Origin of the sequence: Streptomyces sp. CB02400 (assembly GCF_001905725.1) — a bacterium.
GTDB lineage: Bacteria > Actinomycetota > Actinomycetes > Streptomycetales > Streptomycetaceae > Streptomyces > Streptomyces atrovirens.
Genome location: NZ_LIWB01000002.1, coordinates 418,934 through 438,544, shown reverse-complemented (window position 1 = coordinate 438,544; position 19,611 = coordinate 418,934). Strand labels below are relative to the sequence as shown.

The 19,611-nt window shown below is 73.8% G+C and carries 18 protein-coding genes; 7 read left to right on the top strand and 11 right to left on the bottom strand.

From position 1 onward, the window contains the following. Positions 1-4: 4 nt before the first annotated feature. Together AMK33_RS07090 and AMK33_RS07085 are read right to left on the bottom strand one after the other, a co-directional pair. A complete protein-coding gene (locus AMK33_RS07090) occupies positions 5-1,051 on the bottom strand; it encodes a hypothetical protein (RefSeq protein WP_079194770.1) in 1,047 nt (348 codons plus the stop codon). A 1-nt stretch (position 1,052) separates the two neighbouring features. After that, positions 1,053-1,595: a sigma-70 family RNA polymerase sigma factor gene (locus AMK33_RS07085; RefSeq protein WP_073931866.1), complete on the bottom strand. Its 543-nt coding sequence runs from the start codon at positions 1,593-1,595 to the stop codon at positions 1,053-1,055. Positions 1,596-1,929: 334 nt separating this feature from the next. Here AMK33_RS07085 and AMK33_RS07080 point away from each other — a divergent pair, with 334 nt between their 5' ends. Next, a complete protein-coding gene (locus AMK33_RS07080; protein WP_073931865.1) occupies positions 1,930-2,949 on the top strand; it encodes an aspartate-semialdehyde dehydrogenase in 1,020 nt (339 codons plus the stop codon). 123 nt (positions 2,950-3,072) lie between these two features. Next, positions 3,073-4,332: a TerD family protein gene (locus AMK33_RS07075; RefSeq protein WP_073931864.1), complete on the top strand. Its 1,260-nt coding sequence runs from the start codon at positions 3,073-3,075 to the stop codon at positions 4,330-4,332. Positions 4,333-4,350: 18 nt separating this feature from the next. Here AMK33_RS07075 and AMK33_RS07070 read toward each other — a convergent pair whose 3' ends face one another. Then, a complete protein-coding gene (locus AMK33_RS07070; RefSeq protein ID WP_073931863.1) occupies positions 4,351-4,842 on the bottom strand; it encodes a DUF1203 domain-containing protein in 492 nt (163 codons plus the stop codon). 172 nt (positions 4,843-5,014) lie between these two features. On the opposite strand from AMK33_RS07070, the gene pepN reads away from it, so the two are divergent. Beyond that, the gene (gene pepN / locus AMK33_RS07065; RefSeq protein WP_073931862.1) at positions 5,015-7,594 is read left to right on the top strand and encodes an aminopeptidase N; all 2,580 of its coding nucleotides are present in this window, start codon (positions 5,015-5,017) and stop codon (positions 7,592-7,594) included. A gap of 57 nt (positions 7,595-7,651) precedes the next feature. On the opposite strand, the gene AMK33_RS07060 is transcribed toward pepN, so the two are convergent. Then, complete coding sequence (locus AMK33_RS07060) at positions 7,652-8,512, bottom strand: alpha/beta fold hydrolase (protein WP_073931861.1); 861 nt, start codon at positions 8,510-8,512, stop codon at positions 7,652-7,654. A 203-nt stretch (positions 8,513-8,715) separates the two neighbouring features. On the opposite strand from AMK33_RS07060, the gene AMK33_RS07055 reads away from it, so the two are divergent. Together AMK33_RS07055 and AMK33_RS07050 are read left to right on the top strand one after the other, a co-directional pair. Beyond that, positions 8,716-9,204 carry a TetR/AcrR family transcriptional regulator gene (locus tag AMK33_RS07055; protein WP_079194786.1) on the top strand — a complete coding sequence of 163 codons (489 nt, stop codon included), beginning with the start codon at positions 8,716-8,718 and terminating at the stop codon, positions 9,202-9,204. A 2-nt stretch (positions 9,205-9,206) separates the two neighbouring features. After that, the gene (locus tag AMK33_RS07050) at positions 9,207-9,572 is read left to right on the top strand and encodes a hypothetical protein (RefSeq protein ID WP_073931859.1); all 366 of its coding nucleotides are present in this window, start codon (positions 9,207-9,209) and stop codon (positions 9,570-9,572) included. 19 nt (positions 9,573-9,591) lie between these two features. Here AMK33_RS07050 and AMK33_RS07045 read toward each other — a convergent pair whose 3' ends face one another. The 3 genes from AMK33_RS07045 to AMK33_RS07035 all read right to left on the bottom strand — a co-directional run bounded on the left by AMK33_RS07045 (position 9,592) and on the right by AMK33_RS07035 (position 11,386). Next, positions 9,592-9,897 (bottom strand): winged helix-turn-helix domain-containing protein, encoded by a 306-nt coding sequence (locus tag AMK33_RS07045; RefSeq protein WP_073931858.1) that lies wholly within the window; start codon positions 9,895-9,897, stop codon positions 9,592-9,594. Further along, entirely contained in the window at positions 9,894-10,355 is a 462-nt protein-coding gene (locus tag AMK33_RS07040; RefSeq protein ID WP_073931857.1) for a hypothetical protein, read from the bottom strand. The genes AMK33_RS07045 and AMK33_RS07040 overlap by 4 nt, the downstream gene beginning before the upstream one ends. 68 nt (positions 10,356-10,423) lie before the next feature. Then, positions 10,424-11,386: an EamA family transporter gene (locus AMK33_RS07035; protein WP_073931856.1), complete on the bottom strand. Its 963-nt coding sequence runs from the start codon at positions 11,384-11,386 to the stop codon at positions 10,424-10,426. Positions 11,387-11,496: 110 nt separating this feature from the next. Between AMK33_RS07035 and AMK33_RS07030 the strand changes: the two genes are divergently transcribed. Then, a complete protein-coding gene (locus AMK33_RS07030; RefSeq protein WP_073931855.1) occupies positions 11,497-12,003 on the top strand; it encodes a MarR family winged helix-turn-helix transcriptional regulator in 507 nt (168 codons plus the stop codon). 15 nt (positions 12,004-12,018) lie between these two features. Here AMK33_RS07030 and AMK33_RS07025 read toward each other — a convergent pair whose 3' ends face one another. The 4 genes from AMK33_RS07025 to AMK33_RS07010 form a co-directional block, all read right to left on the bottom strand. Further along, entirely contained in the window at positions 12,019-13,464 is a 1,446-nt protein-coding gene (locus AMK33_RS07025; RefSeq protein ID WP_073931854.1) for an FAD-dependent monooxygenase, read from the bottom strand. A gap of 136 nt (positions 13,465-13,600) precedes the next feature. Next, positions 13,601-13,876, bottom strand: coding sequence for a hypothetical protein (locus tag AMK33_RS07020; RefSeq protein ID WP_030858058.1), 276 nt, complete (start codon positions 13,874-13,876; stop codon positions 13,601-13,603). Positions 13,877-14,001: 125 nt separating this feature from the next. After that, a complete protein-coding gene (gene malQ, locus AMK33_RS07015) occupies positions 14,002-16,059 on the bottom strand; it encodes a 4-alpha-glucanotransferase (RefSeq protein ID WP_073931853.1) in 2,058 nt (685 codons plus the stop codon). Between the two features lies 1 nt (position 16,060). Next, complete coding sequence (locus AMK33_RS07010) at positions 16,061-16,342, bottom strand: hypothetical protein (protein ID WP_073931852.1); 282 nt, start codon at positions 16,340-16,342, stop codon at positions 16,061-16,063. Between the two features lie 297 nt (positions 16,343-16,639). On the opposite strand from AMK33_RS07010, the gene AMK33_RS07005 reads away from it, so the two are divergent. Further along, complete coding sequence (locus AMK33_RS07005) at positions 16,640-19,552, top strand: beta-N-acetylglucosaminidase domain-containing protein (protein ID WP_073932075.1); 2,913 nt, start codon at positions 16,640-16,642, stop codon at positions 19,550-19,552. The last annotated feature ends 59 nt before the right edge of the window (positions 19,553-19,611 follow it).

The window sequence follows — 19,611 nt, the reverse complement described above, 5'->3', positions numbered from 1 at the left end:
GTGCTCAGCCGCAGGTGAGGGTGCGCGACTCGGGGAGCGAGGCGATGATCCGGACCCGCTCGGGGGCGATGTCCGCCTCCCCGACGACGACCATGTCCGGGTGGACGCCGTCGGGGGGCATGCCGATCATCACGAGGTCGCCCTCGTGCAGCGGGAAATCGCCGGCGAGGTCCCGGAGGAAGGTGACCTCGCCCCCGCCCTTGTAGTAGCGGCTCGCCTTCAGCGTGACGCGTTCCGCCCCGGCCCCCGGCACGGGGTCCACCGCCAGCACGGTGCCCTCGGCGACGAGGCGGGCGCAGGCGAGGTAGCGGGGGCTGCCGAAGGCGACCCCGCCCGCGTCCTCCCCGCCCGCCTCCTTGGAGTCGGCCCGTGCGGCGGAACTGCCCGCATCCGAGTCGGACATCCCCCCGGTCTGCGTCACGAGCCACCCCATACCGACGACGACGGTGGCGGCAGCGGCGGCCACGAGGGCACCGAGGGCGGCCTTGAGGGGCCGACGCCGGCCACGGTGCGGCCCACGGGACCCGCGCACGGTACCGGGACGCCCGCCGGCCGGGGGCCGCACCGCCGGCCGGGCGGCCGCCCGGTCCCCGGCCGCCGGTCCGCCCCCGGACACAGACCCGGGCCCGGCTCCCCGCCGACTGCCCGCCGGAGGCCTCACCGCCGGCCGGGCGGCCGTCGGATTCGCGGGCTCGCGCCCGGTCTCCGGGCCGTTTCCGCCCCCGGCCCGCATCCCGGAGTCCGGCCCGTCCCCGGGCTCCGGTCTGTCGCTCGGCCGCCCGGCCCCGACTCGCCCCGCCGACTCACCGGCCCCTTCCCCGTCCGCCGTCTCCTCGCCGGGGGCCGCGAGGGCGTCCCCGATCAGCGCCAGCTGCTCCCTCAGTACGGTGATATCGGCGGCAGCCGCCCGGTGCGCGGCCGTGAACGCCGGGTCCTGTCGGGCCCGCGCGGGCAGCGGCTCGTCGAGGATGGCGGCCATCAGCACGTCCATGCCGTCGTACTCGACGCTCTCGGCGTTCTCGGCGTCCCAGGGTTCGTCGTGGGCGGGCATGTCAGACCACCTCGTCCTCGTGCAGGCGGGTGCGCAGGGCGCGTACCGCCGTGTGCAGCCTGCTCTTGACCGTGCCCTCCGGGACGCCGAGCTGCTCGGCGATGGACCGGACCGGCAGGTCGGCGTAGAAGCGCAGCACGACCACCTGGCGCTGCGCGTCGGGCAGCTCGTCCAGGCCGCAGGCCACGGCGAGGGAGAGCAGGCTGGTCTCCTCGCCGGAAGGGGCCGCCTCCGCCGGGCGGAGCGCGGCGAGGCGCTCGCCGAGCCGCTCCTGGCGGCGCTTGGCCCGGTGCCAGTCCATGGCGAGGTTGGAGGCGACGACCGCCGCCCACGCCGAGACGTCCCGCGGCGCCTCCCGCCCGCTCGCGGCGCGTTCCAGCAGCCTCAGGCGGACCTGCTGCACCCCGTCCGGCAGGTCGGCCTGCGGTACCCCGCCCAGTGCGAGCACCGCCCGCACCCGGCGTTCCTGCGCCGCGTCCAGCGGGTCGTCGTCCGTGGCGACGTACGACGACCCCCGGCCGCGCCGGATCCTTCCGCGCAGCACCGGCCACCCCCCTCACGCTGTTTCCTCTACGACGCCGTTTCCGCCCGGAACGTTCGGCCGGGTTCTCCGGATCCGGCCGAGGCGTACGTCACACCTCCGTGTGACCAGGACCGGACCGGGCAGGGGACCTTGCGGTCCATGGCCCCCGACGGCTGAATTTCTGCAGCTCAGGGGCGTGGCGGCCGAAGGTCCGCAACCGGTGGCCGCCGCCGGTGTGTCCCACTTCGCGGGCAGGGTCCGCAAAGAATTGGACAGGTGGGCCGTGGTCGGCCGCATGATGGAAGAGCCTCGGCCAGGCATTCAGGAACAAACCAGGACGCAGTAGGGAGTCGCCGTGAGGGTCGGAATCGTCGGAGCCACCGGTCAGGTGGGCACGGTCATGCGCAGGATCCTCAAGGAGCGGAACTTCCCGGTCACGGAGCTGCGCCTGTTCGCCTCGGCCCGCTCGGCCGGCTCGGAGCTGGACGGCGTGACGGTGGAGGACGCGTCCACCGCCGACTACAGCGGTCTGGACATCGTGCTGTTCTCCGCGGGCGGCGCGACCTCGAAGGCGCTGGCCGAGAAGGTCGCCGCGCAGGGCGCGGTCGTGATCGACAACTCCTCCGCCTGGCGCAAGGACCCCGAGGTCCCCCTCGTCGTCTCCGAGGTGAACCCGCACGCGATCGCGAACCGCCCCAAGGGCATCATCGCCAACCCGAACTGCACGACGATGGCCGCGATGCCGGTCCTGCGTCCGCTGCACGCGGAGGCGGGTCTTCAGGCGCTGGTCGTCGCCACGTACCAGGCCGTGTCCGGTTCCGGCCTGGCGGGCGTCGCGGAGCTGCACGGCCAGGCGCAGAAGGTGATCGACGAGGCCGACAAGCTGACCCACGACGGCTCGGCGGTCGACTTCCCCGAGCCCGGTGTCTACAAGCGCCCCATCGCCTTCAACGTGCTGCCGCTGGCCGGCAACCTCGTCGACGACGGTCTGAACGAGACCGACGAGGAGCAGAAGCTGCGCAACGAGTCCCGCAAGATCCTGGAGATCCCCGAGCTGAAGGTCTCCGGCACGTGCGTGCGCGTCCCGGTGTTCTCCGGGCACTCGCTGCAGATCAACGCCCGTTTCGCCCGCCCGATCAGCGCCGAGCGCGCGACCGAGCTGCTGGCGGACGCCCCCGGTGTCGTCCTCACCGACATCCCCACCCCGCTCCAGGCCGCCGGCCAGGACCCGTCGTACGTCGGCCGGATCCGTCCCGACGAGACGGTGGAGCACGGTCTCGCGCTGTTCGTCTCCAACGACAACCTCCGCAAGGGCGCGGCGCTGAACGCCGTACAGATCGCGGAGCTGGTGGCGGCGGAGCTGTCCGCCGCGTAGGGCACGGCTTCCCAGGGGCGGTCACCCGGTACGGGGTGGCCGCCCCGTCCTCGTAGGACGCCCCTCGTTGCGGAGTGTGACATTCCGCCCCGCCGCTCGTGCCGATCGTGTGAAGATCGCTTCATGACGCAGATGACGAAGGGCGGCAATCTGCCTGTTCCCTCGACCGCCCTCCAGGTGGCGGTGACCTGGCGGCAGGGCCCCGGAGTGCCGGACGTGGACGTCTCGGCCCTGCTGCTCGACGCGACGGGCCGGGTCCGCTCGGACACCGACCTCGTCTTCTACAACCAGCCGGCACATCCGTCGGGCACCGTACGCCACCTGGGCAAGGGCCAGGGGGCCGACGGGACGGGTGCCGACTGGCTGTGGCTGGACCTCTCGGCCGTCGAGCCCGGAACGGACCGGGTCGTGGTGGCCGCGTCCGCCGACGCGGGAACGTTCGGGCAGGTGCCGTCGCTGGACGTCCGGGTCTCCCTGCCGGACGGGCAGCCGGTCGCGTCCTTCGCGATCGGGGACGCGTCGACGGAGACCGCCTTCGTCTTCGGCGAGTTCTACCGCAGGAACGGCGGCTGGAAGTTCCGCGCGGTGGGGCAGGGATACGCCTCGGGCCTCGCCGGGCTCGCGACGGACTTCGGCATCTCGGTCGCCGAGGACCCGCAGCCGGTCCCCGTGGCCGCGCCCGCCCCCTTCCCCGCCGCCCCGGCCTTTCCTCCTCCGCCTCCCCCGCCTCCCGGCACCGCTCCGGCTCCGTACACATCCCCGGCCCCGGCCGCCCCTCACGCCTCCCCGGCCCCGGCCGTCGGCCGCCTGGCGTCGGAACTGGCGCTCTCCTTCGCGCCGTTCACGCACCAGGCCTCGGGCAAGCAGCGCGTCACCTGCCCGCCGAACCTGCCGCCCGGCGCCCGCGTGGTCGTCGAGATCGAGTGCAGGGACAGCATCTCGGTGCACATCGACTCCTGCGACGCGTACGGCCGCGCCGACCGGGACCTTCTGTCGGCGTACGAGGACGAGGTCCACGCCCGTACGTTCGCCACCGTCCCCGAGGACCGCCCGCTGTCCCTGCTGGTGCGCGCCGACACGCCCTGGACGCTGCGGGTGCTGCCGCTCGCCCACGCCCGGCGTCTGGTGCACGGCCTCGACGGCAGGGGCCCGGACCTGCTGGTGTACGAGGGTCCCGCGGGCGTGCTGTCCTTCGCGCACCAGGGCCGGAGCAACTTCGCCGTCTGGCACTATTTCACCTCGCCCGACCCCGAGTGGCAGGTCGACGACGAGGACCTCCTCGTCAACGAGATCGGCCACCTCGACGTGCTGGCCCCCGTCCAGGCGCCCGGCCTCCTGCGCATCGAGGCCGACGGTCCCTGGCGGGCCGGGGTGGGCGGCTGAGACGGTCCCGGGGAATGCTCAGTCCCGGCGCACCTCGTACAGGAAGCAGCCGTACTCCACGGCCCGCACGTGCACCAGCGCCACCCCGGGGTCGGCGAACGCCTCGGTGAGGGCGGGTCCGAAGTCCTCCGGTGCCTCGACGAGCCGGCCGCCCAGGATGTGGCCGTCGGCGGAGTAGCGGCGGAGTACGCGACGGGAGTTGGTGAAGGGGAGGCCTCCGCCCGCCGGGTCCTCGTCCTCCGGGCCCGCGCACTCCTCGGCGTGGACGAAGACGGGGCCCTGTTCGTCGTAGGCGCCGGGGTCCGCGCCCGTCTCCGCCGCCCAGCGGCGCAGCGGCGCGTAGGAGACGAGGGCGATCAGCTCGCCCGGCTCGCTGCGGCGCAGGCAGCAGCGGAGCGGGGCGCCGCCCTCGTCGTCGGTGCGGGGGACGGCCGGGCGGCCGGCGTCGTCGAGGGTCAGCAGTTCCTTCCGGACGGTCGGGGGGACGGGGCGTGCGGTGTGCGTCGTCATGCCCCCAGACTCGCTCCCGCCCGCCCGGACCGCTGGCGGGTTCCGGACGTCGAGCCCCACCCTCGCCCGCCGGACGACACAGGGGAATCCCCATGGTCCGGCTCGGTCATCGCCTCATCCCGATGTCGCGTGGAAGGATGGCGCAACCCACACATATCGAGGAGATGACCGCGTGCCTGGCACAAACCTGACTCGCGAAGAGGCGCGGCAGCGGGCGAAGCTGCTGACCGTTGACTCGTACGAGATCGATCTCGACCTCTCCGGCGCGCAGGAGGGCGGCACCTACCGGTCCGTGACCACGGTGCGCTTCGACGTCGCCGAGGACGGCGACGGCGCGGAGTCCTTCATCGACCTGGTGGCCCCCACCGTGCACGAGGTGACCCTCAACGGGGACTCCCTCGACCCCGCCGAGGTCTTCGCGGACTCCCGTATCGCCCTGCCCGGCCTGCTGAAGGGCCGCAACATCCTCCGGGTGAGCGCCGACTGCGCGTACACCAACACCGGTGAGGGTCTGCACCGGTTCGTCGACCCGGTCGACGACCAGGCGTACCTGTACACCCAGTTCGAGGTGCCGGACGCCCGCCGCGTCTTCGCGAGCTTCGAGCAGCCCGACCTGAAGGCGACCTTCCAGTTCACCGTGAAGGCGCCGGAGGGCTGGACCGTCGTCTCCAACTCGCCGACGCCGGAGCCGCAGGAGAACGTCTGGACGTTCGAGCCGACCCCGCGCATCTCGTCGTACATCACGGCGCTGATCGTCGGCCCGTACCACTCCGTGCACAGCGTCTACGAGAAGGACGGCCAGTCCGTCCCGCTCGGCATCTACTGCCGTCCGTCGCTGGCCGAGTACCTCGACTCCGACGCTATCTTCGAGGTCACCCGGCAGGGCTTCGACTGGTTCCAGGAGAAGTTCGACTACGCGTACCCGTTCGCGAAGTACGACCAGCTCTTCGTGCCGGAGTTCAACGCGGGCGCGATGGAGAACGCGGGCGCGGTGACCATCCGCGACCAGTACGTCTTCCGGTCGAAGGTGACGGACGCGGCGTACGAGGTGCGTGCGGAGACCATCCTGCACGAGCTGGCCCACATGTGGTTCGGCGACCTGGTCACCATGGAGTGGTGGAACGACCTGTGGCTGAACGAGTCGTTCGCCACGTACACGTCCATCGCCTGCCAGGCCGCCGCGCCCGGTTCGCGCTGGCCGCACTCGTGGACGACGTTCGCCAACTCGATGAAGACCTGGGCCTACCGCCAGGACCAGCTTCCGTCCACGCACCCGATCATGGCGGACATCCGCGACCTGGACGACGTGCTCGTCAACTTCGACGGCATCACGTACGCCAAGGGCGCGTCCGTGCTGAAGCAGCTCGTCGCGTACGTCGGCGAGGACGAGTTCTTCCGGGGCGTGCAGGCGTACTTCAAGCGCCACGCGTACGGCAACACACGCCTGTCCGACCTGCTGGGCGCGCTGGAGGAGACCTCGGGGCGCGATCTGAAGACGTGGTCGAAGCAGTGGCTGGAGACGGCCGGCATCAACGTGCTGCGCCCGGAGATCGAGACGGACGCCGACGGTGTCATCACCTCCTTCTCCATCCGCCAGGAGGCCCCGGCGCTGCCCGCCGGTGCCAAGGGTGAGCCGACGCTGCGCCCGCACCGCATCGCGGTCGGCCTGTACGACCTCGACGAGGCGACCGGCAAGCTGGTGCGCGGCGAGCGCGTCGAGCTGGACGTCGACGGCGAGCTGACGGCCGTACCGCAGCTCGCCGGCAAGCGCCGCCCGGCGGTGGTGCTCCTCAACGACGACGACCTGTCGTACGCCAAGGTCCGCCTGGACGAGGCTTCGCTGGCGTTCGTCACCGAGCACCTGGGCGACTTCGCGGAGTCCCTCCCGCGTGCCCTGTGCTGGGCCTCCGCCTGGGACATGACGCGGGACGCGGAACTCGCCGCCCGCGACTACCTGTCCCTGGTGCTGTCGGGCATCGGCAAGGAGTCCGACATCGGTGTCGTGCAGTCGCTGCACCGCCAGGTGAAGCTGGCGATCGACCTGTACGCGGACCCCAAGGCCCGCGAGGCCCTGCTGGCCCGCTGGACCGACGCCACACTGGCCCACCTGCGGTCCGCCGAGCCGGCCAGTGACCACCAGCTCGCGTGGGCACGGGCGTTCGCGGCGACGGCCCGTACGCCGGAGCAGCTCGACCTGCTGGAGGGCCTGCTGGCCGGTACGCAGACCGTCGAGGGGCTGGCCGTGGACACGGAGCTGCGCTGGTCGTTCGTGCAGCGGCTGGCGGCGGTGGGCCGGTTCGACGAGGCGGAGATCGCGGACGAGTACGAGCGGGACAGGACGGCGGCCGGTGAGCGGCACGCCGCGACCGCCCGCGCGGCCCGCCCGACCGAGGAGGCCAAGGCGGAGGCGTGGGCCTCGGTCGTCGAGTCCGACAAGCTGCCGAACGCCGTCCAGGAGGCGGTCATCGCCGGCTTCGTCCAGACCGACCAGCGGGAGCTGCTGGCGCCGTACACGGACCGGTACTTCGAGGTGCTGGCGGACGTCTGGGAGTCCCGCTCGCACGAGATGGCCCAGCAGATCGCGGTCGGCCTCTACCCGACGGTCCAGGTCTCCGGCGAGACCCTCGACAAGACGGACGCCTGGCTGACCTCCGCCGAGCCGAACGCGGCCCTGCGCCGCCTGGTCTCGGAGTCCCGCGCGGGCGTGGAACGCGCGCTGCGCGCCCAGGCGGCGGACGCGGCGGCGTCCTAGCCGGTACGCGCGTCAGGGGCGCCCGGTTCTGTTTCGGGCGCCCCTGTTCTCCGGCCGCTACCGGCCGTTCCCGGCCAGGAACTCGACGACGGTCCGGGCGAAGTCGTCCGGACCGTCCATCCACGGGTTGTGCGCGGCGCCCGCCTGGACGACGTGCTCGCCGCGCGGGAAGAGCCCCGCCACCTCGGCGGCGGAGTCCGGACGCGGAGAGCCGTCCAGCGCACCGGATATGACGAGGACGGGCGCGTCCAGTTCAGCCAGTGCCGCGCGGGCGGCGTCCGCACCGTCGAAGGCACCCGGAGCCAGGTAGGCAGCCGCCGCTTCCTCGTCGAACCACTCCGCGCACGCGGCGGCGTGCGCGTGCGCGGCGGTGTCCCAGCGGCCGTAGGACAGACGGTCGAGCAGCGCGAAGTCCGCGTCGCCCGCCTCCCCGGACACGGCCCGTTCGAAGGCCGGCCGGACGTCCTCGTACCAGGGCTCGTCACGGCGCAGCTCCAGCGCCTCACGGCGCCGCTCGACGGGGAAGTCGATCCCGGCAGTGCGCGCACGCGCGCAGACCAGGACGAGCGAGCGCACCCGCTCCGGGTACCGGGCCGCGTAGGCCAGCACGAGGTCACCGGAGGCCGAATGGCCGAGAAGGTCCAGTCGCTCCAGGCCGAGGGCGATCCGAAGCGCCTCGATGTCCTCGGCCTGCCTGTCCACGCGGAAGCTCGCGAGATCGGTGGGCCTGGCCGAGTCCCCCGTGCCGCGCAGGTCCAGCAGCACCAGCTCCTGCCGCGCGGCCAGCCCACCGAGGTCGCCGAAGCAGGCGGAGGGCATCATCGGGCCGCCGGGAACGCAGACAAGCGGTTGATCACCCCCGGAGCCCTTCCGGTGGTAGGCGAGTCGGGTCCCGTCGGGCACGTCGAAAGTCGGCATGAGTCGGATGCTCGCAGGCGGGGGCGATGATCCGCCACGCCATTCACCGATCACGCACGGGCGGAGGCTCTCGCCGGTGCGAGCCGGGTGCCGCTCAGCGCGTTGGAAGGACCGTCGTCGGGCCGCTGTGCGCAGGGATGTGCGGAGCGGTATGAGAATGTTCGTTCTTGACTGACTGTTCTCAAACACCTAGGGTCATGGACATGGGACGACCTCGCACCTTCGACACCGACCGGGCCGTCGAGTCCGCGGCCGCCCTCTTCGCCACCCACGGCTACGAGGGCACCTCCGTGGACGACCTGGTCACCGCCACCGGTATCCACCGGGGCAGCCTCTACAAGGTGTTCGGGTCGAAAAGAGGCCTGCATCTGACCGCTCTTCGCAATCACCTCGACCACGAGATCCACCCGACCACCGCCGTCATCGCCGGCCTCACCGACCCGGAGCAGGCGCTGACGACGGCCATCGCCTCGTACGACAACGGCCCGGCCGCCGGGCTCCTCCTGCTCGCCGCCGCCGAACGCGCCCCCCACGACCGGGAGGTCGCCGCCCTGGTCGCGGAAGGCGTCACCGCACTGGAGGACGCACTCCGCCCCTCCCACGGCGACGCCGCCCCCCGGCTCGCCTCCACCGTCCTCGGCGCCCGCCTGCGGCTGCGCGCCGGCCTGCCGACCGCCTCCAAGGAGCACTGAACATGGCCCTGATCTCCATCGACCGCGAACACGGCCTGCTGACCGTCGAGTTCCAGGGCCTCGACAAGCTCTGGACGCTCAAGAGCCGCCTGGAGATCCCCCTCGCCCATGTGCGCGGCGCCACCCACGACCCCGGGATGGCGCGCGAGCCGAAGGGCATACGGGTCGGCGGCACCCACTTCCCCGGCGTCATCACCGCCGGCCGCTTCCGGCGTGACGGGGAGCGTCTCTTCTGGGACGTGAAGAACCCGGACAAGGCCGTCGTCGTCGAGCTGGCCGACGCCGAGACCTACGACCGCCTCGTCATCGAGGTCGACGACCCGCGCGCCACCGTCGCCCTCATCGAACGGTCCGTCGCCCGCGGCTGAAGCGCGGTCCCCGTGCCGGTCAGGTGTCCTGCGGGCGGTCGGCGAGGGGGCGGCCGACGATCTGCTGGAGGGCGTCGACGTACGCGGTGAAGGCCCGGCGGCCCTGGGCGCTGAGCTTGAGCCAGGTGCGAGGACGCTTGCCGACGTAGCCCTTGCGGATCTCGACGTAGCCGGCCTTCTCCAGGGCGGCGGCGTGTTTGGACAGCACCGAGTCGCTGATCTCCAGGCTGTCCCGGACGAAGGCGAACTCCGCCTCGGTCGCCGCCGCCAGGAGCGAGACGATCTGGAGCCGGGCGGGTGCGTGGATCACCGGGTCGAGGTTCACCGGACCACCCTCCCCGCCGAGTGGGCCAGTACCTGGTTCTCCGCCCAGCGGGTGGTGACCGCCGCGTAGAGGGCGGTGACGGCCCCGGCGACGACCTTCTGCCAGACGGCGGAGTCGGTGAACGAGCCGGCGACGAGGGGGACCAGCCCCCAGACGGCGAAGATCGAGACGAGCCACAGGGCCGTCCGGACACCGGCGCTCACGGTCCAGGTGCGCGGCCTCCACCGGACGCGCATCCGGGCGGCCAGCGTGCCGGTGAGCAGGGCCAGACCCACGACGTCCGCCACGGTGAGCACGATCTGAGCGGTGCCGTCCAGCTCCGCGGCGATCGCGGCGACGGTGACCAGGGCGACCGTGCCCGGCAGGTACCAGAGCGGGAGGCGCTGGGCGGCGTAGGCCTTCTGCTGGACCCGCTCGATCTCGGAGAGGGTGTCGGCGGGGTTCGGCGTCACGTCCATGCGGGAGATACCTGCTTCCTCGTGAACTACTTGACGCAATGGAAAGTACCCGCCCACTTTCCGCTGCGTCAAGTAGTTTCCACCGAGGGAGTGGAGGGGCGTCGGCGCAGGTCTTCGGCACCGTCGGACGACGCGGTACGGGAGGGCGCGGGCACCGCAGGGGCCGTCCGGGCGGGCGGGGCGGCGCTCTGCCCCGCCACCGTCGCACCGAACGCCAGCGCCATGCCCGCCAGTTGCAGCGGCGTCAGGCTCTCGCCGAGGGCCGCCCAGCCGACCACCGCCGCCGTGAGGGGGCTGAGCGGGCCGAGGAAGGTGACCTGGGTGGCGGTGAGGCGGCCGATGCCCCGGAACCAGAGCCAGTACGCGATCGCCGTGTTCGCCAGGGCGAGGTAGAGGTAGCCGCCGACCGCCGGGGCGTCCAGGGCCGGCGGGGCACCCTCGGCCAGGAAGGCGACGGGCGCGATCAGCAGGCCTCCGGCCGTCAGCTGCCAGCCCGTCAGGGCGAGCGGGCCGACGCCCTCCGGGCGGCCCCAGCGCTTGGTGAGGACGGTGCCGGCGGACATCGAGGCGGTGGAGGCGAGGGCCGCGGCGACACCCAGCACGTCCAGCGCGCCGGCCGCCTTCAGGACCACCAGGCTGACGCCGAACGCGGCCACGACCCCGGTGACCACGTTGCGGACCGTCGGCCGCTGCCCCAGCAGCAGCGCCGAGAGGCCGACCACGAGCAGGGGGCCCGCCGAGCCGACCACCGCCGCCATGCCGCCGGGCAGCCGGTACGCGGAGAGGAACAGCAGCGGGAAGAAGGCACCGATGTTGAGCGCGCCGAGCACCGTCGCCTTCCACCACCAGGCCCCGCGCGGCAGCACCCGGACGAGTGCGAGCAGGGCCAGTCCGGCGGGCAGGGCGCGCATCAGGCCGGTGAACAGGGGCCGGTCGGGTGGGAGGAACTCCGTGGTCACGGCGTAGGTGGTGCCCCAGGAGACGGGAGCGAGGGCGGTGAGCGCGATGAGGGTGGCACGGTTCGCGGCCATGACGGGCGCACCTCTTCCGAGTAGGTCGACGACAAGTAGCTTAGCCGCAAGCTACTTATCATCGATCCACTTTCTTGCGGGTGACCGATTTTCGACGGATACTCCTGCCCATGACACCGGAGCAGCGCCCCCAGGACCCCGTCGACGCGATCATCGAGCAGTGGGCGCGGGTGCGGCCCGATCTCGACACCGCCGGCATGGAGGTCTTCGGGCGCGTCTTCCGGCTCGCGCGCGCCATGGGCGACCGGATGGAGAAGGAGTACGCCAAGTACGGGATCTCCCGCGGGGAGTTCGACGTCCTCGCCACCCTGCGCCGCTCCGGGGAGCCCTACACCCTCTCCCCCCGCCAGCTCTCGGCCACGCTGATGCTCACCACCGGCGGGATGACCGGCCGCCTCGACAAGCTGGAGCGCGCGGGACTGCTCCGCCGCTCCCCCGACCCGCACGACCGCCGCGGACTGCAGGTCACGCTCACCGAGGCGGGCCTGCGCCTGATCGACGCGGCGGTCGGCGCGGGTCTCACCGTCCAGACGGAGGCCCTGTCCACCCTGGACGGGGAGCGGGCGGGGGAGCTGTCCGACCTGCTGCGGGAGCTGCTGCTCGCGACGGAGAGGTAAGGAACCCGCCCCTCCTCAGCCGACGTGCGTGGCGAGCGCGGCCTCGACGTCGGCCGCACCGGCGGAGTCCGACGCCCAGGCCACATATCCGTCGGGGCGCACCAGCACGGTCGTACGGCGGCTCCCGGACGCCCAGCGTTCCACCGCCAGCCGTTCCTTGCGGGCGCCCCCGTCGTCGTACGGCTCCGGCGTGATCAGTACGAAGCGGCCGCCGCGCAGCGCCTGGCGCAGGCGGCCTCCGCCCCCGAGCGCCACGTCGGGGACGCGCAGGCCGGTCATGCGGTGGGCGCCGAGGGGCGCGGCGTACCGGACGCCGACACCGGTGACCTGGCCGAGCGCCCTGCGGCGGACCGGGGCGGCACGGGTGACCACCGCGGCCAGGGCCGCGCGCAGCGCCAGGGTCGTGGAGCGCCGGGCCATGGCGAGCCGGACGATGCCGCCGCTGCTGCGCAGCACCGCCCGGCCGACCGGGTGCCGTTCGGCGTGGTACGTGTCGAGCAGGGACTCGGGGGCGCGGCCGTCCAGCACCTGGGCGAGCTTCCAGCTCAGGTTGGCCGCGTCCTGCATGCCGGTGTTCATGCCCTGCCCGCCGGCCGGGGTGTGCACGTGCGCGGCGTCCCCGGCGAGGAAGGCGCGGCCCACGCGGTAGGCGGGCGCCTGGCGTTCGTCGCTGTGGAAGCGGGACATCCAGCGGGCGTCGTGCATGCCGTGGTCCCGGCCGAGGGCGAGACGGGCGATCTCCTTGATCTCATCGAGGTCGAGGGGGGTGTCGTCGGGGACGTTCCGGGCCCGGTTCCAGCCGATGACCCGGTGGTAGCCGTCGCCGAACGGCGCGAGGAAGGCGAAGGCGTCCCCGACGGCGTTCACGGTGAGCAGCGTCTCCGGCGGCTCGGCGAGCCGTACGTCCGCCAGGACCACGGACCGGATGACGGAACGTCCTGGGAACGGCAGCCCGACCGCCTCCCGTACGGTGCTGCGCATTCCGTCGGCGCCGACGACGTACGCGGCCCGCAGCTCTCCGCGCTCCCCGTCGGGGCCCTTCGTCCTGACCGTCACGCCGTCCGCGTCCTGGGTCAGTCCGGTCGCCTCGGTCTCGTACCGGAAGTCGGCGCCGGCCTCGACGGCCCGCCGCAGCAGGGCCTTCTCCACCTCGTACTGCGGGATGACCAGGAGATGGGGGAAGCGGGAGGGGAGCGCGCGGAGGTCGAGTTCGAGCCGGTCGAACAGGCGCAGCCGGTCGAGCGGGCGGCCGACCGCCTCCAGCTCGTCGGCCAGGCCCCGCACGTCGAGCTGTTCGAGGGTGCGGGCGTGCAGGACGAAGGCGCGGGAGAGGTTGCTGATGCCGCGGGCGCGCTTCTCGACGACGGTGACGGGGACGCCTGCGGTCGCCAGGTCACCGGCCAGCAGCAGGCCGGTGGGGCCGGAACCGACCACGATCACGGTACGGGTGGTGCCGTTCATCAGGACCTCCTCGGTGCCATCTGTGAGGAGATCGTGCCGGGGCGGAACGCGCAAGGGCGCTTTTCGGCAGCGCTGAGGGCGCCGGCCCCGCGTACGGCGGTGGCGGCGCCCTCTTCAAGAGCGGGTGAGCCCCGGGTCAGGCCTTGGCTTCGGCCTTGGTGCTGATGTTGGAGCTGGTCGTGTCCTTCTTCTTGTGCGACTTGTCGCCGACCATCACCAGGGCGGCGATGATCACGAACAGCGCGATCGGGGCCACGACGTAGAGGCCCAGCGTCTCGATGACGCTCAGGCCGGTGCCGGGGTCGTCGCCGTCGTCGCGGGTGAGCGCGAGCGCGGGGGACGACATGAGCAGCATCATCAGCGTCGTACCGGCTGCCAGGGCGCCGGCGCGCAGGGCGTTCTTCTTGTCCACGGTGCCCAAACTATCCAACACGGTCGAGCTCCGCGCGCGCGGGGTGCCCGATAGGCGCCTCCCGCGTTCCCGCGTTCCCGCGGGCAGTCGTGCCGCAGGGCGGCACGACTGCCCGCGGGAACGAATCAGTCCCTCAGCACGTCGAGCAGTGCTCGTAGCCGAGCCGACCCCGCCAGTTCCTCCAGCGTCACCGGCCTCCCCCGCGCATCCGCGACCGGCAACCGCCAGTTCGGATACTGGTCCCACGTCCCCGGCAGGTTCTGCGGACGCCGGTCCCCCACCCCGTCCGGCAGCCACACCCCGACCATCCGCGCCGGCGTACGCAACAGGCAGCCGTAGACGGCCTGGATCTCGGCCTCCTCGGAGGCCCCCGCCCCCATCAGCCCCAGCCGCACGAACAGCTCCCGCCACTCCGCCGTATCGGCCGCCGCCTCCGCCCGCTCCTCCGCCAGCGACCGCGTGAGCAGCCCCAGGCTGTCCCGCAGTTCCACATGCTCCCCGCTGAGCCGCGCGGCCGTCGGCGGCAGGTCGTGGGTGGTGGCGGTCGCCAGGCAGTCCGCGCGCCAGTCGTCCGGCGGCAGCGGGCGCCGGTCGCCGTCCCAGTCCCGTTCGAACCACAGCACCGACGTGCCGTACACACCCCGCTCCCGCAGCGCCTCACGCACACCGGGCTCGACGGTCCCCAGGTCCTCGCCGATCACCATCGCCCCGGCCCGGGACGCCTCCAGGACGAGGACGGCGAGCATCGCCTCGGCGTCGTAACGGACGTACGTGCCCTCCGTGGGCGGATGGCCCTCGGGAACCCACCAGAGCCGGAACAGGCCCATGACATGGTCGATGCGCAGGGCGCCCGCGTACCGGAACAGCCCTCGGAGCAGGGCGCGGAACGGGGCGTACCCGGAGTCGGCGAGCCGGTCGGGGCGCCAGGGCGGCAGGCCCCAGTCCTGGCCGTGCGCGTTGAACGCGTCCGGGGGCGCGCCGACGGACATGCCGGACGCGAAGTACTCCTGCTGCGCCCAGGCGTCGGCGCCGCCGGGGTGGACGCCGACGGCGAGGTCGTGGACGATCCCGACCGGCATCCCGGCCTCGCGCGCGGCCCGCTGGGCGGCGGTGAGCTGGGTGTCGGTGAGCCAGACGAGCCGGGAGTGGAAGTCGACGCGGTCCGCCAGCTCGCGCCGGGCGCGGGCGGTCTCGGGCGAGCGCGGGTCGCGCAGTGCGGCGGGCCAGCGGTGCCAGTCGGCGCCGTGGGCCTCGGCGAGCGCGCACCAGGTGGCGTGGTCCTCCAGAGCCTGGCCCTGTGCGGCGCGGAAGTCGTCGTAGGCGGCGCGGCGGCCGGGCCCGAGCGGGACCTGGTGCAGCAGTTCCAGCGCCTCCCGCTTGATCTCCCACACGGCGTCCCGGTCGATCAGGGCGCCCTTGTCCAGCACCGCCTCGCGCAGCCGTCCGGCCCGCTCCAGCAGGGCGCGCACGCGGTCGCGGTCGTCGACGTACGCGAACTCGGGGACGTCCTCGACCCGCAGGTGGACGGGGTCGGGGAAGCGGCGGGAGGAGGGGCGGTAGGGGGAGGGGTCGGTCGGCGGGCCGGGGACGGCCGCGTGCAGGGGGTTGACCTGGACGAATCCGGCGCCGAGGGCGCGTCCGGCCCAGCCGGCGAGTTCGCCGAGGTCGCCGAGGTCGCCCATGCCCCAGGAGCGGCGGGAGAGGAGGGAGTAGAGCTGGACCAGGAGGCCGTACGAGCGTCCGGGCGGCGCGGGCAGCTTGGGCGGGGCGACGATCAGGTGGGCGTGGGCGGTGCGGCCGTCGGGGGCGGTGACGGTCACCTCGTGCACGCCGGGCGGGAGGTGCTCGGCCCGGTCGCGGGTCTCGCCCTGTTCGGTGCGGACGAGCAGCCGGGTGTCCTCGGGGAGCGCGGTGAGGGCGGCCGGGGTGCCGGCGCCCCAGCCGACCACGGTGGGGGGCAGCAGCCGCTCGCCGAGTTCCCGTTCACGGGCGGTGAGGGCGGCGCGTACGGCCTCCGGGGTGGCCGTGTCCACGCCGAGGGCGGCCAGCGCGAGGGTGACGGCGGTGGCCGTGGCCGCGACCGTGCGGTCCGGGGAGGGGTGGTACGAGGTGGCGACGCCGTGCAGGGCGGCGAGCCGGGACAGGTCCTCGGAAGGGGGCTCGGCCGGCCGTGGCGCGCCCACCCTAGGGCTCCGGGCGGTACTGGGCCGGGAAGGAGTCGAGTCCGGAGGAGTCCGAGGTGTCCAGGAAGGCGTCGGACTCGCTGGTCAGGGGGGTGGCGTCGGCGAGCGGCGGTTCGCTGGTGAGGGGTTCGGCGTCGGGCAGCGGGGGTTCGCTGGTCAGCGGGACCTCGGCACAGGGGCCTTCCGCGCTGAAGACGCAGAAGTGCGGCTCTTCGAAGTCGGCGGAGGGCTCCGCCGCGGGTTTGGACAGGGCCGGGGAAGGAACGTAAGCCGGTGCAGCCACAGGTGGCCTCCTCGTCGAGCACGGCGCGCGGATCACGCGGGGCGTGCGGGTCGTGCGGGTTATCTCGCAGCCCTACCCAGGGGGCGCGATGCCAGACGCACAAAGTCTTCCAACGTGGTCCTGATCACATTCTTCCCTCTTCCCCTCCCTCGACAGTGGGACAAACGCGCCACAACGACCACCCTCATTGACACGTTCACCACAGAGATGGTGGGCTCGGGCTTTCTCGGTAACGGAATGGACACGGCCGCACCGGCCACCGGGCCGGGTGGCCCGTCGAGCGACCAGGAGGGCCCCGTGCGGCTACGGCGTGGGAGGACGGCGAACGCGACGGTGAACGCCAGGAGGACCGCCCTCGCCCTCGCCGTCCTCGCCGGGGTCCTGGGCGCCGGAGCCCTGGGCGCCGCGCCCGCCGCCGTGGCCGCGCCGCCCGCGCCGGGCGCCACCGCGTCCCCGGCCGCCGACACGGCGCGGGCGGCGGAGCCGTCCGTGTGGCCACGGCCGCACTCCCTGCGCGCGAACGGCGCCCCGGTCGCGGTGACCGAGGAGGTCGCCCTGGTCGCGGACGCGACGGCAGACCCGTACGCCCTCGACGCGCTCCGCGCGCTGCTGCGGGAGGCGGGCGCACTCCGGTTCACCGCCCCCGGCGCACAGGTGCCCGAGGGGGCGCTCGTGGTGCGCGTGGGCAGGGAACGCACCCCGGGCGACCCCCGGCACGCCCTCCCCGCCGGCGGCTACGCGCTGACCGTCGGCAAGGGTGCCGTCTCCCTGTCCGGCGCGGACGGCGACGGCCAGTTCCACGGCGTGCAGACGTTGCGCCAACTGCTGCGCCCGGACGGCGCCACGCTCACCGCGGCCGTCGTACGCGACTGGCCCGGCACCGCCGTGCGCGGCATCACCGAGGGCTTCTACGGCACCCCGTGGACGCACCGGCAGCGGCTGGCCCAGCTCGACTTCATGGGCCGCACCAAGCAGAACCGGTACCTCTACGCGCCCGGCGAGGACCTCTACCGGCAGGCCCGCTGGCGCGAGCCCTACCCGGCCGAACGGCGCGCGGAGTTCCGGGAGCTGGCGGAGCGGGCGCGGCGCGACCACGTCACGCTCGGCTGGGCGGTGGCGCCGGGGCAGGCGATGTGCTTCGCCTCGGGCGACGACCTGCGGGCGCTGACCCGCAAGCTGGACGCGATGTGGGCACTGGGCTTCCGCGCCTTCCAGCTCCAGTTCCAGGACGTCAGCTACAGCGAGTGGCACTGCGGGGCGGACGCCGACCGGTTCGGGTCGGGGCCCGGTGCCGCCGCCCGCGCCCAGGCGCACGTGGCGAACGCGGTGGCCCGGCACCTGGTGGCGCGTCACCCGGACTCCGCCGCCCTGTCCCTGATGCCCACCGAGTTCTACGAGGACGGCCCGACGGCGTACCGGCGTGCCCTCGCCGAGGAGCTGGACGCGGGCGTCGAGGTGGCGTGGACCGGGGTCGGGGTGGTGCCGAGCACCATCACGGGCGGCCAACTGGCGAAGGCGCGGGAGGTGTTCGGGCATCCGCTGGTGACCATGGACAACTACCCGGTGAACGACTACGCCCCCGGCCGGATCTTCCTCGGCCCCTACCAGGGCCGCGAACCGGCCGTCGCCGCGGGCTCGGCCGCGCTGCTCGCCAACGCGATGGAGCAGCCGGAGGCGTCCCGTATCCCGCTGTTCACCGCCGCGGACTTCGCCTGGAACCCGCGCGACTACCGCCCCCAGGAGTCCTGGCGGGCCGCGATCGCCGACCTCGCCGGCGGTGACGCCCGGCGCGGGGAGGCCCTGGCCGCGCTCGCCGGGAACACCGCGTCCTCGGTGCTGGGCGGCGAGGAGTCGGCGTATCTGCGGCCGCTGATCGAGGCGTTCCGGCGGGCCCGTACGACCGCCCCCGGCACGGACGGGACGGAGGAGGCGGCGGCGCGGCTGCGCGCGGCCTTCACCGTCCTGCGCGAGCTGCCGGAACGGCTGTCCGGGACCGGGCTCGCCGCCGAGGTCGACCCGTGGTCCCGGCGGCTGGCCCGTTACGGCGAGGCGGGCACCACGGCCCTGGACCTGTTCCGCGCGCAGCGGGCCGGGGACGCGGGCGCCGCCTGGACGGCGTACCGGCGGCTGGGCGAGCAGCGGGCGGGCCTGGAGTCCTCCCGGGTGACAGTCGGCGCGGGGGTCCTTGACCCGTTCCTGAGCCGGGCGCAGCAGGCGTACGAGAGCTGGGCGGGCATCGACCACGAGCCGCCCGCGCGGTCCGGCGGCGACCGCGTCCTCGACCTCCCGCGCGCCCGCGCGCTGGACGCCGTGACGGTGCTCACCGAGCCGGGCACGCGGGGGGCCGTGGAGGTCCGTGTGCCGGGCGAGGGGTGGCGCCGCCTGGGCGCGCTGTCCGCGTCGGGCGCCACCGAACTGCCGCCCGGCGACCGCCCGGTGGACTCCGTCCGGGTCACCGGCGCCGACGCCTCCCGGGTGCGGCACCTGGTCCCCTGGTTCGCGGACGCGCCCGCCGCCTCCCTGGAGCTGCCCGACGACCGCGCGGACACCGACATCGGCGGCACCCGGCGGCTGACGGCCACGCTCGGCTCGCTGCGCCCCGACGAGGTGCGCGGCCGGCTGACCGCGACGGCGCCGAAGGGGGTCGAGGTCCGGGTGCCGAAGGACGCGCTGACCGCCCCGCGCGGTACGCCGGTGGAGGTACCGGTCGAGGTGACCGTGGAACCGGGCACGCCCACCGGGTCGTACGGCATCCGGCTCGCCTTCGCCGGCACGACCCGCACGCTGACGGTCCACGCCGTCCCCCGCACCGCCGGCCCCGACCTGGCCCGCACCGGCCGGGCGAGCTCCTCGGCCGACGAGACACCCGACTTCCCGGCCCCGGCGGCGAACGACGGCGACCCGGAGACCCGCTGGTCGTCCCCGGTCGACGCCGACGCCTGGTGGCAGGTCGAGCTGGAGCGCCCGGTACGGCTGGGCAAGGTCGCGCTGCACTGGCAGGAGGCGCACCCGTCGGCGTACCGCGTGGAGGTGTCGGCGGACGGCCGCACCTGGCGCACGGCGGCAAAGGTCCGGGGCAGCCGTGGCGGCCGGGAGACGGTCCGCATGGACGAGCCCGGCGTCCGCCACATCCGCGTCCAGGGCGAGAAGCGGGCGACGCGGTACGGCTACTCGCTGTGGTCGGTGGAGGCGTACGCGGTCGCCCGGTGACCGGGCCGGCCGATGCCGTGAACCGGCGTTCCCTCGGCCGTCGATAGACGGGGTGTGAG

What these genes read in the sequence shown, in the direction of transcription:
- AMK33_RS07050 (WP_073931859.1), top strand. Translation starts at nt 9,207, where the DNA reads ATGGCCCTGATCTCCATCGACCGCGAACACGGCCTGCTGACCGTCGAG.
- AMK33_RS07070 (WP_073931863.1), bottom strand. Translation starts at nt 4,842, where the DNA reads ATGACGACGCACACCGCACGCCCCGTCCCCCCGACCGTCCGGAAGGAA.
- AMK33_RS07035 (WP_073931856.1), bottom strand. Translation starts at nt 11,386, where the DNA reads ATGGCCGCGAACCGTGCCACCCTCATCGCGCTCACCGCCCTCGCTCCC.
- AMK33_RS07025 (WP_073931854.1), bottom strand. Translation starts at nt 13,464, where the DNA reads ATGAACGGCACCACCCGTACCGTGATCGTGGTCGGTTCCGGCCCCACC.
- AMK33_RS07090 (WP_079194770.1), bottom strand. Translation starts at nt 1,051, where the DNA reads ATGCCCGCCCACGACGAACCCTGGGACGCCGAGAACGCCGAGAGCGTC.
- AMK33_RS07055 (WP_079194786.1), top strand. Translation starts at nt 8,716, where the DNA reads ATGGGACGACCTCGCACCTTCGACACCGACCGGGCCGTCGAGTCCGCG.
- AMK33_RS07030 (WP_073931855.1), top strand. Translation starts at nt 11,497, where the DNA reads ATGACACCGGAGCAGCGCCCCCAGGACCCCGTCGACGCGATCATCGAG.
- AMK33_RS07040 (WP_073931857.1), bottom strand. Translation starts at nt 10,355, where the DNA reads ATGGACGTGACGCCGAACCCCGCCGACACCCTCTCCGAGATCGAGCGG.
- AMK33_RS07060 (WP_073931861.1), bottom strand. Translation starts at nt 8,512, where the DNA reads ATGCCGACTTTCGACGTGCCCGACGGGACCCGACTCGCCTACCACCGG.
- AMK33_RS07075 (WP_073931864.1), top strand. Translation starts at nt 3,073, where the DNA reads ATGACGCAGATGACGAAGGGCGGCAATCTGCCTGTTCCCTCGACCGCC.